The sequence below is a fragment of the Tenacibaculum todarodis genome, from assembly GCF_001889045.1.
GTDB classification, from domain to species: domain Bacteria; phylum Bacteroidota; class Bacteroidia; order Flavobacteriales; family Flavobacteriaceae; genus Polaribacter; species Polaribacter todarodis.
In genome coordinates, this window is sequence record NZ_CP018155.1 from 592,746 (window position 1) to 607,500 (window position 14,755).

The 14,755-nt window shown below is 30.1% G+C and carries 15 protein-coding genes and 1 rRNA gene (1 of these 16 running past the window's edge); 13 read left to right on the top strand and 3 right to left on the bottom strand.

The window, feature by feature from the left end; genetic code table 11:
• Positions 1–300 precede the first annotated feature (300 nt).
• Positions 301–720 (bottom strand): nucleoside-diphosphate kinase, encoded by a 420-nt coding sequence (locus LPB136_RS02720; RefSeq protein WP_072554671.1) that lies wholly within the window; start codon positions 718–720, stop codon positions 301–303.
• Positions 721–819: 99 nt separating this feature from the next.
• Here LPB136_RS02720 and LPB136_RS02725 point away from each other — a divergent pair, with 99 nt between their 5' ends.
• From LPB136_RS02725 to LPB136_RS02745, 5 genes are read left to right on the top strand one after another with little or no spacing between them, the layout of a single operon-like run.
• Positions 820–1,848, top strand: coding sequence for a DHH family phosphoesterase (locus tag LPB136_RS02725; protein WP_072554672.1), 1,029 nt, complete (start codon positions 820–822; stop codon positions 1,846–1,848).
• Entirely contained in the window at positions 1,838–2,368 is a 531-nt protein-coding gene (gldI, locus tag LPB136_RS02730; RefSeq protein WP_072554673.1) for a gliding motility-associated peptidyl-prolyl isomerase GldI, read from the top strand. The genes LPB136_RS02725 and gldI overlap by 11 nt, the downstream gene beginning before the upstream one ends.
• 1 nt (position 2,369) lies before the next feature.
• Entirely contained in the window at positions 2,370–3,095 is a 726-nt protein-coding gene (locus LPB136_RS02735; protein ID WP_072554674.1) for an FKBP-type peptidyl-prolyl cis-trans isomerase, read from the top strand.
• Positions 3,096–3,099: 4 nt separating this feature from the next.
• A complete protein-coding gene (locus tag LPB136_RS02740) occupies positions 3,100–4,137 on the top strand; it encodes a peptidylprolyl isomerase (protein WP_072554675.1) in 1,038 nt (345 codons plus the stop codon).
• A 1-nt stretch (position 4,138) separates the two neighbouring features.
• Positions 4,139–4,714 (top strand): phosphatase PAP2 family protein, encoded by a 576-nt coding sequence (locus LPB136_RS02745; RefSeq protein ID WP_072554676.1) that lies wholly within the window; start codon positions 4,139–4,141, stop codon positions 4,712–4,714.
• Here the strand turns inward: LPB136_RS02745 and LPB136_RS02750 are convergent.
• A complete protein-coding gene (locus LPB136_RS02750; protein WP_072554677.1) occupies positions 4,711–6,399 on the bottom strand; it encodes an ArnT family glycosyltransferase in 1,689 nt (562 codons plus the stop codon). The genes LPB136_RS02745 and LPB136_RS02750 overlap by 4 nt on opposite strands.
• Positions 6,396–7,466 (bottom strand): methylmalonyl Co-A mutase-associated GTPase MeaB, encoded by a 1,071-nt coding sequence (gene meaB, locus LPB136_RS02755; RefSeq protein WP_072554678.1) that lies wholly within the window; start codon positions 7,464–7,466, stop codon positions 6,396–6,398. The genes LPB136_RS02750 and meaB overlap by 4 nt, the downstream gene beginning before the upstream one ends.
• A 156-nt stretch (positions 7,467–7,622) precedes the next feature.
• Between meaB and LPB136_RS02760 the strand changes: the two genes are divergently transcribed.
• The 8 genes from LPB136_RS02760 to LPB136_RS02795 form a co-directional block, all read left to right on the top strand.
• The gene (locus LPB136_RS02760) at positions 7,623–8,111 is read left to right on the top strand and encodes an RNA polymerase sigma factor (protein ID WP_418361244.1); all 489 of its coding nucleotides are present in this window, start codon (positions 7,623–7,625) and stop codon (positions 8,109–8,111) included.
• Positions 8,095–8,640 (top strand): hypothetical protein, encoded by a 546-nt coding sequence (locus tag LPB136_RS02765; protein WP_072554680.1) that lies wholly within the window; start codon positions 8,095–8,097, stop codon positions 8,638–8,640. Before LPB136_RS02760 ends, LPB136_RS02765 begins: the two co-directional genes overlap by 17 nt.
• Complete coding sequence (locus LPB136_RS02770) at positions 8,621–10,087, top strand: hypothetical protein (protein ID WP_158009589.1); 1,467 nt, start codon at positions 8,621–8,623, stop codon at positions 10,085–10,087. The genes LPB136_RS02765 and LPB136_RS02770 overlap by 20 nt, the downstream gene beginning before the upstream one ends.
• A 97-nt stretch (positions 10,088–10,184) precedes the next feature.
• The gene (gene cysS, locus LPB136_RS02775) at positions 10,185–11,663 is read left to right on the top strand and encodes a cysteine--tRNA ligase (RefSeq protein ID WP_072554682.1); all 1,479 of its coding nucleotides are present in this window, start codon (positions 10,185–10,187) and stop codon (positions 11,661–11,663) included.
• 106 nt (positions 11,664–11,769) lie between these two features.
• On the top strand, positions 11,770–12,006 hold the full coding sequence (yidD, locus tag LPB136_RS02780) for a membrane protein insertion efficiency factor YidD (protein ID WP_204218389.1): 237 nt from the start codon (positions 11,770–11,772) through the stop codon (positions 12,004–12,006).
• Positions 12,007–12,098: 92 nt separating this feature from the next.
• Positions 12,099–12,929 carry a prolipoprotein diacylglyceryl transferase gene (lgt, locus tag LPB136_RS02785; protein WP_072554684.1) on the top strand — a complete coding sequence of 277 codons (831 nt, stop codon included), beginning with the start codon at positions 12,099–12,101 and terminating at the stop codon, positions 12,927–12,929.
• Between the two features lie 128 nt (positions 12,930–13,057).
• The gene (locus LPB136_RS02790; RefSeq protein ID WP_083426170.1) at positions 13,058–13,807 is read left to right on the top strand and encodes a DUF4294 domain-containing protein; all 750 of its coding nucleotides are present in this window, start codon (positions 13,058–13,060) and stop codon (positions 13,805–13,807) included.
• A 907-nt stretch (positions 13,808–14,714) separates the two neighbouring features.
• A 16S ribosomal RNA gene (locus LPB136_RS02795) occupies positions 14,715–14,755 on the top strand (it continues 1,483 nt past the right edge of the window).

Consider the following 14,755-nt stretch of genomic DNA (forward strand, 5'->3'; position numbering starts at 1 on the left):
TCAGAACTAGTAAGGGCATAGAAATTTTTGTAAGGATGATGAGTTGGAAAAATTTTATGCTCTTACGGCACGTTATTTTAAACTTTCTGAAAACTTTTATTGCTGAATTTTGAATCTTGGCAATTAGTTTTTTTTTGTATTATGCATAACTTAAATGATATGTCGAGTTTTAATTCGGTATATCAGGAGTTAGCCAATATCCAAAAAGAAGTTTAGAGGCAAACTAAATTTAAACCACAAAAAAACTCGCAACATAAGTTACGAGTTTTTTACAAATATATTGTTTAAGAAAAAGAATTCTTAGAACTGCTCTCTACCAGCAAAATGGAAGTTTCCTTCAATTGTAGCGTTTTCATCAGAGTCAGAACCGTGTACAGCGTTTTCTCCAATAGAAGTTGCATACATTTTTCTAATTGTTCCTTCAGCAGCTTCTGCAGGATTTGTAGCACCAATTAAAGTTCTAAAATCTTCAACAGCGTTGTCTTTTTCTAAGATTGCAGCAATAATTGGTCCGCGAGTCATAAACTCAACTAATTCACCAAAAAACGGACGCTCGTTATGCACAGCATAAAAAGCCTCAGCATCTGCTGTAGTCATTTGTGTTTTCTTTAATGCTACGATTCTAAAACCTGCAGCGTTAATTTTGTCTAAAATTGCACCTGTATGCCCGTTTTCTACGCCATCAGGTTTAATCATTGTAAAAGTTCTATTTGTTGCCATTTCTAAATAATTTCATTGTTAATAAATATGATAAAATGCTACGCACAAAATCGGCGCGAAATTACACATTTTTTTAATAAAATTGTATCTTCGCCACTTATGATTTTAAAAAACTTTGAAGACTTAACGGTTTATTTAAATTCACCAAGGAATATTGTCATCATCGGGCATAGAAATCCAGATGGAGATGCAGTGGGTTCAACCCTTGGTTTAAAGCATTATTTAGATAAAAAAGGACATACAGCAAACGTTGTAATGCCAAATGAATATCCAGATTTTTTACATTGGTTACCAGGTTCAGATACCGTAAAACGTTTTGATCATCAGAATAATCAATCTGTAAAAGCTTTAGAAAAATCAGATATTGTCTTTCTGCTAGACTTTAATGCATTGCATAGAGTAGGAGACGATATGAAAAATACGTTAGAAAAGTATAAAAATGATTTTGCTTTAATAGATCATCATCAACAACCAGATGATTTTAAGTATATGTATTCAGATACTGCAATGTCATCAACTTGTGAAATGGTGTACAATTTTATTGAAATGAATAATGATGTTGACTTAATTGATGAAAACATAGCAACCTGTATTTATACGGGAATTATGACCGATACAGGTTCTTTTCGTTTTAGATCAACTACAAGTAAAACGCATCAAATTATAGCTACTTTAATAGATAAAGGCGCTAAAAACGATAGAATTCATAATAATGTATACGATGCAAATTCTTACGGAAGATTACAGTTATTAGGACAAGCTTTAACTAATTTAAAAATTGTTGAAGATTGCCATACAGCATTTATTACTTTAACACAAGAAGAAAAAAATAAATTCAATTTTGAAAAAGGAGATACTGAAGGCGTTGTAAACTATGCACTTTCTGTAAAAGGAATTAATCTTGCAGCCATTTTTATTGAAGATGTAGAGCAAGGAATTATAAAAATTTCTTTTAGATCTAAAGGAAAATTTTCTGTGAATCAATTTGCAAGAAAATATTTTTCTGGAGGCGGACATGATAATGCTGCTGGAGGAAAAAGTTTAGATAACATGCAAGATACTATTGTTAAATTTACAACGTTAGTAAATAACTACAAACAAGAGCTAGCAACTTCTTATGAAGCATAAAACACTTTATTTCTTATTAATTTTTATTATTGCTTTTTCTTGTAAAGAACCAGAAGCAAGAAGACCAAAAACGCAAACTACAAAAAACTTTTATAAAGAGTTAATTGCTGAGAATAAGCAGTTAATTAAAAAAGAAACGGAGTTAATTGAGCATTATATTTCTCAAGATACTATAAACACTTACAAAGCTTCTTCTACAGGTTTTTGGTATACATATACTAATAAAGTAGAAGGAAATACTCCAAAACCAAAATCTGAAGATGTTGTAGCAATTGAGTATACTATAACCGATTTAGAAGGAGAAGAATTATATCCGAAGCAAAAAAGAACCTATAAAATAGATAAAGAAGATTTTATTCCGGCACTAGAAGATGGAATAAAGTTGATGAAAATAGGTGAAACTATTACATTTGTGATTCCGTCTCATAGAGGTTTTGGAATTGCTGGTGATGGAAATAATATTGAAGTAAACCAAACAATAAAAAGTACCCTAACATTAATAGATATTAAAACAAAGTAAAATGAAAATAAGTAAATTTTTGGCAGTTGCCGTTTTAGGATTATCAATTGTATCTTGTGGTCAGCAAGTTAAAACAGTTTCTTCACTAGAAACAGAATTAGATTCAGTTAGTTATGCTATGGGATTAAACATGGCAAATCAATTTAAGAATAACTTTAGTGAAGTTAAAAAAGAAGTTTTCTTTCAAGGGTTAACAAACGGATTAGATTCTACAAATTTGTTACTAGAAGATAAAGATGTAAGAAATACATTGAATGCTTATTTCCAGAAAAAACAGCAAGAAAAAATGAAAGAACAGCAAGCAAAAGCTGCTGAAAAAGCTGAAAAAGAATTTGGTGAGTATAAAAAACAGAACGAAGCATTTTTAGAGGCTAATAAGTCTAAAGATGGTGTGAAAACTACAGAAAGTGGTTTACAATACATTGTTATTAAAGAAGGAAATGGAGAGTCTCCAAAAGCAACTGATGGAGTTTCTGTTCATTATAAAGGAACAAACATTGATGGAGTAGAGTTTGACAGTTCTTATAAGAGAAATAAACCTTATGAGTTAAAGGCAAATCAATTTGTATCAGGTTTTTCAGAAGGTTTACAATTAATGAAAACTGGAGCAAAATATAAATTCTTTATTCCACAAGAATTAGCGTATAAAGCACAAGCTAGAGGAAAAGATATTAAGCCATTTTCTGCTTTAATTTTTGAAGTAGAATTGTTAGAAGTTAAAAAATAATTAGATGAAATATTTAAAATTAATTCTTGTTTTTGCTGTATTATTTTCGGCATGTAAAGCAGCAAAATATCCGAATTTAGAAAACGGATTGTACGCTGATATTCAAACAAACAAAGGAGATATTCTTTTAAAGTTATACGGAGAAGAAGTGCCAATGACGGTTGCTAATTTTATTTCACTTGCAGAAGGTGATAATCCTAATTTAGTAGATTCTTTGCAAGGAAAAAAGTTTTATGACGGAATTAAATTTCATAGAGTAATTAACAACTTTATGATTCAATCTGGAGATCCTTTAGGAACCGGAGCAGGAAATGCAGGTTATAAATTTGCAGATGAATTTCCAAGTGATTCTATTGGAGGCCTAATTTATGCACACGATAAAAAAGGAGTTTTGTCTATGGCTAATTCGGGACCAAATACAAACTCTAGTCAGTTTTTTATAACGCATAAAGATACACCTTGGTTAGATCGTAAACATTCGGTTTTTGGTCAAGTTGAATTAGGTTTAGATATCGTAGATTCTATTCAAAAAGACGATGTTATTAATACAATTGATATTATTCGTGTTGGAAAATTTGCTAAGAAATTTAAAGCTTCAGAAGTTTTTACGGCTGAATTAGCAAACGTTGAAACGAAGGCGAAAGAATATCAAGAAAAGTTAGCAAAGCTTAAAGAGGCTTACCTAAAAGAGAAAGGTATTGATAACGCTATAGAAACTGCTTCTGGTTTAAAGATTTTAGAAATGAAAAAAGGTTCTGGTAAGAAATTTAATAGAGCAATACCAGCAACTATGCATTATACGGTTACTTTGGCTAATGGTAAATTAATTCAATCTACTGAAGGAAAAGATCCTTTTGGGTTTACTTTAGATAAGCAACCAATGATTGCCGGAGTTAATGAAGCAATCTTAGAGATGAGAGAAGGAGATAAAAAACGTCTTTTTATTCCTTATTACTTAGGATATGGAGAGAAATTGTATGGACCTTTTCCTGCAAAATCTGACATTGTTTTCGATTTAGAATTAATAAAAGTAGGTAAATAGTTTGTTAGAAAAACTTTTACAGAAAGATACCGAGTTACTTATTTATTTAAATAACTTAGGAAGCGAACAATGGGATTCATTTTGGTTGGCAATTACCAATCAGTTAAATTGGATTCCATTGTTTGTTATTATTTTGGGTTTAGTGTTTTGGAAGTTCGGCACAAAAAAAGGAATATTTATGCTGTTGTTTATAACAGTTTTAGTTGCTTTTTCAGATCAGTTTACAAACCTAATTAAAAACACATTTCAGCGAGTAAGACCTTGTAATGTGTTAGAAATACAAGAATATTTACGCCAGTTTACGTATAGACCTGGTGGATACAGTTTTTGGTCTGGTCATGCACATTTATCAACAACATTTACTGTTTTTACAATACTGTTATTCGGTAAAAAAATAAAACCTATTTACTTTATGGTTTTATTTCCATTACTTTTTGGTTATAGTAGAATTTACCTAAGAGTACATTATCCTTTAGATATTTTCACAGGTTATGTAACGGGTATTTTAATGGGATTTTTGTTTTACAAACTTCTTCAAAATTTATACAAGAGAGTTTTTAAAGAGCAGTTAGTTTAAAGCTTTATTTGTTTCATAGAACTTACTCTAAACGAAGGCATATCTTTATGTGTTTGTCCAATAATTTGAATAAAAGAAACAGCTGTATCTATAGTTGTTTCTTTTGTTTTTATAGAAAGTTTAGCATTGTTGTTTCCAATATTTATGGCTTCATTAAATGTAATTTCAGCAGGAAAAGTTTTAATCGCTTTCCTTTTTTCATCTAATAACACAACTTTATAAATTATATTATTTTCACCAAGATCAGCATACGAGTTTTTTACAAATATGTCTAAAGTCTTACTATTTAAATCGGCTATAGAAAGATTGTCTTCAAATGTAATTTTTAACCCTTTGTAATTATTGTAATTACTTAGGTACTTAATATATAATTTTGTTTTGTTTCTTTTTATTATTGATGTGTCAGCAGTGTTTTTTATACGTTTATTACCAATTAATGCAACGTCCTTATTTTTAGAAAAAGTATTGCTTTCTAATAAATCGTATTGATTTTTTCTTCTATTCCAAGAATTAAACTCCAAAGGTTGTTCATGTGCATAAAACCAATACGCTGATGCATTTTGATAAGAATCTAGAAAAATAGGTTGTTTTCCTTTTATTACTGTTTTAAGATTTTGAACCCATGCTTTATTGCCATGCATATCTTGTTGTTTTGATAAAATTCCATCATTTGCCATAGCAATTCTAATAAATGTTACACAAATTAATGTTGCTGAAGCTAAGTAGATAAATGTTTTTCGTTTTGCTTTTTTGTCAATTAAATAATAAAAAGTAATTAATATTAAAGGAATAGAAATTGGAACAATCCATTGTGCTTGTACATGTCCTTTAAATGACATTAAAAAGAAAAAAGTGATAAAACCAATTACAATAAAATTTAATGATTTACTGAATAACTCTTTGGTTTTAAGGTTTTTGTAAAAAGCTAAATATACTATTGGAAACGTTAAACCAATAATAGCAATTATATTTACAAAATGTAATAAAGTATCTCCAACATTATAAACAGATGAAGCTGTACGTTCGTATAAATGATATCTAAAAGTTGGGAAATCATTTATAAATTGCCAATATAAATGAGGAGCAAATAATATAGTACTTCCTAAAGATGCAATCCAGAATTTTCCATCTTTTAAAATTTTTAAGTTTGAAAAAAGTACAAAAAGGATCACTAAAATTGCTTGGTATTTGCTGTATAGCATTCCTGCCATACCAATAGAAATTAGAAAATAGCTTAAAAAGGATTTATGATCAACGTATTTTTTATAACCTAATAAGAAAAGTGCCATAAAAAATAATAAAGGTGTATCTGGAACCGTAATAAAACCGTAAACATTAAAAAGTGTTGTTGATAAAACGATTAATAAAAAAAGCCAAGTAAATTCTATTTTCTTTGGGTGTTCAATTAATTTCCAGCAGATAAAAATTGTTGACGAAAGGGTAAAAGCGGCAAAAAAACGCACACTTAATTCGCCATTTGCAAAAAATAGGTTTGAAACATAAATCCATAAAGCCACCATTGGCGGATGATCAAAATAACCGAAATCTAATTTTTGACTATAAACCCAATAATATGCTTCATCAGAAAGTAGTTCTGTAGTATAACTTTGAACAATATTTATAATTGTCAATAATAATAAGGTAGAAAAAAGTAAGTTAGTAGGTTTCTTTAAAAACTTAATCATAAATCTAATAGGTTTTTAGCGGCGTTAAATGGCGTAGTTTTTCCATTTTCTAAATTTTTAATTTCCTTTTCTAGTTGATTTTTTACAACATCTCTTCCGAAGAAATTATTTTTCAATTGCAAATTTATAGTTTCTAGCAACCAATATTTGTTTTGCTCGTTTCTTTTTTGCTGAAAATAGCCACTTGTTGTAACTGTGGTAAAATATTCAGCAATCATTGAGAACACTTTATCAATATTATCATTTGTTAATGCGCTAGCAGTTTCAACTTTTGGCAACCAGCCACTTTCTTTTGGCGGATATAAATGTAGCGCTCTTGTAAAGGCAACTTTGGCAATTTTGGCATTTTTTTCATTATCGCCATCAGCTTTATTAATAACAATTGCGTCTGCCATTTCTATAATTCCGCGTTTAATACCTTGCAATTCGTCTCCAGCTCCGGCTAATTTCAGTAGTAAAAAGAAATCTACCATAGAATGTACGGCCGTTTCCGACTGCCCAACACCAACAGTTTCAATAATAATGGTGTCAAAACCTGCAGCTTCACATAAAATAATACTTTCACGAGTTTTTTGTGCAACACCACCTAAAGAAGTTCCAGAAGGTGAAGGTCTTATAAAAGCATTTTTATCAGTCACTAATTCTTCCATTCTCGTTTTATCACCTAAAATACTTCCTTTATTAACAGAACTACTTGGGTCAACCGCTAAAACGGCTACTTTTTTGCCTAAAGAAGTTACGTGTTTACCAAAAGCTTCAATAAAAGTACTTTTACCTACACCAGGAACACCTGTAATTCCAATTCGGATTGATTTATTTGCATGCGGCAAACAACGTTCAATAATTTCTGTTGCTTGTTTTTGGTGATTTACATTAGTGCTTTCAACCAATGTTATAGCACGACTTAGATAGGTAATATTACCAGCTAAAATATTTGTAACAAACTCATCTGTTGTAATTTGCTTACTTCTACGAAGTTTTATTTTTTCTGCAGAAGATTTACTGGTAGTTTCTGGTTGAGAAACTCCATCTTTTTCTGTTAAAGCAGATTTGTTTTTAGCTGTCATAAAATAATTTGTGTAAATTTAAAAAGAAAAATCATGCAAAATGCAACATAGCCGAAAATGTATCGTCTATAAGGTAAGAAATCATCGATGAAATCAACTAAACTACTACATCAAAATTTGATAGATTTATGCAAGTGTAATAACGCGAAGGCGCAAATGCAATTGTATAATTTATATAGCAAAGCTATGTTTTTAGTAGCAAGACGCTATGTAAAGGATAGTGTTTTAGCAGAAGATGTAATGCAAGATGCGTTTATTAAAGCGTTCAAGAATTTACATTCTTATAAAGCAGAAGTTAGTTTTGGAGCTTGGTTGAAAAGAATTGTTATCAATCAAAGCATAGATGAGTTAAAAAAGAAAAAATTAGAATTAGTTACCATAAATGAAGATGTAGTTTCACTGGTTGAAGATAATAATTGGGAAGTAGAGAGTAGTATTTCTTCAGAGACAATTATTGAAACTATTCAGAAGTTAAAGGATAAATATAGAGTTGTTTTAACCTTATACTTATTAGAAGGATACGATCATAGCGAAATTTCTCAAATTTTAAACATTGCAGAAGTAACTTCTAGAACACATTTAATGCGAGGTAAAAAACAACTCCAAGAACAATTAAAAACGATAGGTTATGCAGAAAGATATTAAAAATTTATTGCAAGATTTTAATGAGGAAGATTTTGAATTATCTGTAAATCACGAAGCAAAATTTCAGAAGAAGTTAACGCAAGAGTTACATCCTAAGAAAAAAAGCTTTAAATGGTTGTATGTAGCCGCTTCAATTGTACTTTTAATAGGATTGTCAATAACCTTTTTACCTAAAAATATAACTGACGTTCCTGTAAAAAAGGTACCAGATTATATTAGTTTAGGTAATGTTTCACCTGAATTAAAAACCATAGAAACCTATTACACAAATAGTATAAATACACAGTTAAGTCAGTTAGATTTAACAAAAGAAAATAAAGAACTTTTTGATGGTTATTTTGCTAAAATTGGCGAGTTAACTAAAGAATACAAATCATTAACCGACGAGCTCAATACAAACGGTATTAATGACAACATAATCAATGCATTGATTGGAAACCTGCAACTACGTTTACAGCTGTTAAAACGTCTGCAAAAACAATTAAATGAACTTAAAAACACAAATCAAAATGAAACGCAAACAGTTTAATATAAGTGTAGTTTTATTCCTTTTTGTTGCTACAGTATTTGCACAAAAGTCTGATAAAAAAATTACGGAACAATTTACGACCAATAAAGATGTAGTTGTAGAAATTAATGCTTCAAATGCAGAAATTAATGTAGAAACTTGGAGCAAAAATAAAGTTGCAGTTGAAGCAACCGTAGAAGTGGAAGGTTTGTCTAAAGAAGAGGCCGAAAAATATTTGAATAACTGGAAATTTGAAGCTTTAGGAAACAAAAGTAAAGTTGTAATTAATGCAAACGGGAATAATTTTCATTCCTTCGGGAGAAATAATTTTGTGCATTTTAATACAGATACGCATAATTTTCCAATTGTAATTCCAGAGATGCCAGAAATTCCAGAGTTTCCAGAAATAATGATGCTACCAGAATTTGCAGAAGATTTTGAGATTATAGTTTTACCCGAAGAAGAATTAGAACTTGCTTTTAAAGGTATTGAAGAAATTGATTTCGATTTTGATAAATACGCTAAAGAAGGTGGAGATTATTTTATTCAATGGAAAGATGGTGTAAATGATGTAACTATAAAATCTAAAAAAGAGTGGGAAGCTTTTAAGAAAACTAAAAAATATAAAAAGTTTAAAGAAAGCATGAAGAAGAGTCGTGAGACCATGAAAAAAAGTCATGCAACGATGCTTAAAAGTAGAGAAACTAGAGAAAAACATAGAGAAATAGCTGAGAAGTCTAGGGAAGAAGCGCATAAAAAAGCAAGAGAAGCTATTGAAAAATCTCGTTTATCTCATAAAAAGCATTCAAAAGAAATAAGAGAAGCTTTAGCAAAAGCGCAAAAGTCTTTGAAGAAATCTAAATTAGATTTTATGTTTTTAAATGAGTCTGGAGATATTACTATTAACGGTAAAAAAGTGAAAATCACTAAAAAGATAACTATAAAAGTACCAAAAGACGCAACGTTCGATTTAAATACGCGTCATAGTAAAGTTAAATTACCAAAAGGAAAAACTTCGGGTAAAGTAAGTTATGGAACTTTTAATTCAGAAGGATTAAACGGAGGAAAGTTGAATATTTCATATTCGCCAGTAACTATAGCAGACTTAAATGCTTGTACTTTATTTTTAAACAACGTAACCGATGCAAAAATTGCATCGGTAACTAATTCTAAAGTAAATACGAGTTCATCTGGTTTAATAATTGAAAATATAGATAAAAATGTTTCTTTAAAAAATGAATTTGGAGAATTAACAATAGATAATTTTCAATCTAATTTTGGGGAATTTAATATTACACTTATGAATTCTGAAGCAATTTTGAATTTAGGAAAGACTAAAACTAATTTTAAATATCAGACAAACAAAATTAAATTAGATAATAAAAGAGTAAATACAATTACAAGGAATGCTCCAAAAGATAATGTCATAAATGTTTTTGGAGGTTTTAGTAGCTTAGTAATTAAGTAATTATTCTTTCTCTTTTTTTATCAAACTTCTAACAAATTCCATTTCGCCATTCTTTTAAAAGTAGCTATATTTACATCTTGTAAATAGTACTTTTTAAATGGAATTATACAAAGAAAATCAGCTTAAAATATACAATTCGCTTAGTAAAAGCAAAGAACTTTTTAAACCTGTAGAAGAAGGTTATGTTGGCATGTATGTTTGCGGACCAACAGTATATAGCAATGCACACTTAGGAAACGTAAGAACCTTTATGTTTTTTGATGTGGCTTTTCGCTATTTTTTACATTTAGGTTATAAGGTACGTTATGTACGTAATATTACAGATGCAGGACATTTAGAAAATGATGCAGATGAAGGTGAAGATAGAATTGCAAAAAGAGCACGTTTAGAGCAAATTGAACCTATGGAAGTTGTGCAGCGTTACACTGTAGATTTTCATGATGTTTTAAAGAAATACAACTTTTTACCGCCAAGTATAGAGCCAACTGCAACAGGTCATATTGTAGAGCAGATAGAAATGATTAAAGAAATCATTGAAAAAGGTTTTGCTTATGAGGTAAATGGTTCTGTGTATTTTGATGTGTTAGAATACAATAAAAAAGAAAATTACGGAATCCTTTCAGGAAGAAAAGTAGAAGATTTAATACACAATACACGTTCTTTAGACGGTCAGTCAGACAAGAAAAATCCACAAGATTTTGCACTATGGAAAAAAGCAGACGAACGCCATATTATGCGTTGGCCTTCACCTTGGAGTGATGGTTTTCCTGGTTGGCATTTAGAGTGTTCAGTTATGAGTTCTAAATATTTAGGAGAACAATTTGATATTCACGGAGGCGGAATGGATTTAAAATTCCCGCATCACGAGTGTGAAATTGCGCAATCTAAAACGTGTTCAGGTCACGATCCAGTAAATTATTGGATGCACACAAATATGTTGCTGTTAAATAGTCAAAAAATGGCAAAATCTACTGGAAATTATATTCTTCCAGATGAAATTTTAACAGGAGAAAACGATATTTTACCAAAAGCATTTTCAGCAAGTGTAGTTCGTTTCTTTAACATGCAAGCAAATTACAGAAGTATATTAGATTTTTCTGGTGATGCTTTAGTAGCTTCAGAAAAAGGACATACAAAACTAATGGAAGCAGTAAGTCTTTTAGATAAGATTGAAGCAGGAAATACATCAACATTTAATGTAGAAAATTGGAAAAAAGATTGTTACGCAGCAATGAATGACGATTTTAATACACCAATGTTAATTTCTAACTTGTTTGAAGCGGTAAAAGCGATCAACCAGATTAAAGATGGAAAAGCTAGTTTAACTGCGGAAGATTTAGAATTGTTAAAAACTACATTAAACGCTTTTGTTTTTGATGTATTAGGTTTACAAAATGAAGTTGACCAGAAAAGTTCTGACAAATTAGGTGGAGTAGTAGAGATGCTAATTAAAATGCGTAAAGACGCTAGAGAAAATAAAGATTGGGCTTTGTCTGATGAAATTAGAGATAAATTATTGGATTTAGGAATTCAATTAAAAGACGGTAAAGACGGCACAACGTTTTCTGTAAATTAGATTTTTGTTATTCTGTACTTGTTTCTGAATCTCATCAATAAAGGAGAATTTTTATTTTAAGTTTGTCATTTCGAAAGAGGAACGATTGAGAAATCTCATAATTAATATTTTGAAAAAATTTTTAACATATCCATTTATATTGTTAGTTCGTTTTTATCAAACGGCAATATCACCATTTACACCTGCAACTTGTAGATACAGTCCAACATGTTCTCATTATACAATAGAAGCATTGCAAAAACACGGTGTATTTAGTGGTGGTTGGTTAGCAATAAAAAGAATATTTAGTTGTCATCCTTGGGGAGGAAGTGGTTATGATCCTGTTCCAGAGAAAAAAGAATAAAAAACGTCATTGCGAGGAAGTATGACGAAGCAATCTGTTTCCTATAAGAAGTTGCTTCATTACATTCGCAATAATAGAAAAAAATAAAATATATGAATTTTTTATCAATAGTTTGGGATCCTTCAATAGGTATCGATTTAGGTTTTTTTGTAATCCGTTGGTACAGTTTAATGTTTGTGGTAGCATTTTTATTAGGATTACGCTTAATGAAGAAGATTTACGTTGAAGATAAAATACCTGTAGAAAAACTAGATACACTTTTTATGTATGTTTTTATCTCTATGCTAGTAGGTATGCGTTTTGGAGATGTGTTCTTTTATAGTTGGGACTATTATCAAAATCATTTATTAGAGATAATTTTACCAATGAAAAAATTAGCAGACGGGTCTTGGAAGTTTGTTGGTTATGCGGGTTTTGCTAGTCATGGAGCAGCAATAGCAATTCCATTAGCATTATATTTCTATGCAAAAAAGCACTTAAACAAACCGTGGTTGTTTATTTTAGATAGATTAGGAATAATGGTTGCTTTGGCAGGTTTTTTTATAAGAATGGGTAATTTCTTCAATTCAGAAATCTACGGAAAACCAACAAATAGTAATTGGGGAGTAATATTTAAAGGAGACGGACAAACTATTCCACGTCATCCAACACAATTATACGAAGCATTTAGTTACCTAATTCTATTCTTTGCATTGTGGTATTTATACTGGAAAACAGATAAGAAAAACCAAACCGGATTCTTATTTGGCTTATTCATGGTTGTACTTTGGTCATTGAGATTTTTTATAGAGTTTTTAAAAGAAGCTCAAGTAGAAGGTAGAGAAGATTGGGTTTTAAACTCACTTAATACAGGTCAAATATTAAGTATTCCTTTAGTTTTAATCGGATTTTGGTTAATGTTCAGAAAAACAAAAAAAGCATAATTAAAAAAGGCACCTCTATTTTAGAGGTTTCAGAAGAATTGTCATTCCTGCGAAAGCAGGAATCTAAAAAGAAATATTTATTTCAAATATTTCTTTACTTTGGAACTCTTTTTGCAATCAACTAAAAGATGAAGAAATTCCTATACATATATATAATCTTATTTACGGCCGTTCTTTCGGCACAAATAAAAGATAGTCTACCTAACTTTAATGAAGAATACTTTCTAATTAAAGATGGCGATTCTTTAATGATAGAGCTTAATGAGATAACGTTACTCCCAAAACACCAATTTAAGAATAGGGAAGATGCACGTTATTACTTTTGGTTTAAACGAAAAGTATTCAAAGCTTATCCATATGCAAAATTAGCTTCTGAAAGGTTAGATAGTTTAAATGCACGTTTAAGTAGAATCGAATCAAAAAGTAAACGCCGTAAGTATACAAAACGAATTCAAAAATATGTAGAAGGCGAGTTTACCGATCAAATTAAAAAGATGACCAGGACAGAAGGTCGCATTCTTATAAAATTAATCCACCGACAAACAGGTAACACGGCATTCAGTAATATCAAAGAACTTCGTAGTGGTTGGCGCGCATTCTGGTACAATACAACAGCAAATCTCTTCAAGTTATCCTTAAAAAAGGAATATCAGCCAGCAATTAATAATGAAGACTATCTAATAGAAGACGTTTTACAACGAGCTTTTATGGATGATAAACTACAATCACAGCCTTCAAAACTAAATTTCGATTTCTTTCAAATAGCCGCAAAGAAGAAAGGAGAAGTAAATGTCGAAGAATACAAGAAGATGTTTGCAAAGATGAAGAAGAAGAAAAAGCCAAAGAAGAAGCAAAAACTTCAAAAAGAGAACAAGTAATTTCATTTGGGCGTTACCCTTTGGGTCGGGCTTTCCGCTATATCTTTTTACAAAAAGTAAAAAGGATGCCACTTCAATCCCTAACGTGGTCGTATTAATAAAGAGTAGTACATATTATATTAGGAGATGTTTTTATCTATTTAATATATAAGAGATGTTTTGTTTATTCAATATATAAGAATAGTATTCTAACCATCTAACCATCTAACCATCTAACCATCTAACCGACCAGAAACTATGTTTTCTATGTTACGATGTGGTATCTTAAGGTTGTTTTAATATGAAAATGAAAAAACTTTAAATATAAACCACTCTTAATCAGTGTATGTAAAAAAAAGATTAAAAAAAGATTAAAAAAGTTAGTTTAGAATAGAAAATGTGTTGTATGTTTGCAGCCGCTAACGGAGTAAGTACTTAGTTAGTTTAGTTCATTGAGATTGTTGTTAGAGTAGGCGTAAATAGTAGAAGCTATTAATTGAGTAAGGTAAATAAAAGTTAAAAAAAACTTTAAATTTTATTTGGTTATCAGGAGAAAAAGGTAGTATCTTTGCAGTCCGATTTTTTCGGCAAATAAGTTCAGTTTTCTTGAGGTTTTAGATAACGGTAAAAAAGATTAATTTTTTATTGTGAGATTAAAATAAAGTTTTATATTTGCAGCCGCTAAGAAATACAGCAAATTAGTTCACAGAAATTTTGGAATGACAGTTTAAAAAGTCAGTTAGTTCGAGTCTAGCATTTCTACAAAATATTAATTAGGATATCGATTGAAATAGGATTGATTATTAAGGTTAATAAAGTTCATTGAAAATATTGAAATTGACAGCGTAAACAAAGAGTAGAATAACCATGTTTAAATTTATTTAGACAAATTCTTTTGAAACTTATTCATTCATATTATTAAAAATATACAATGAAGAGTTTGATCCTGGCTCAGGATGAACGCTAGCG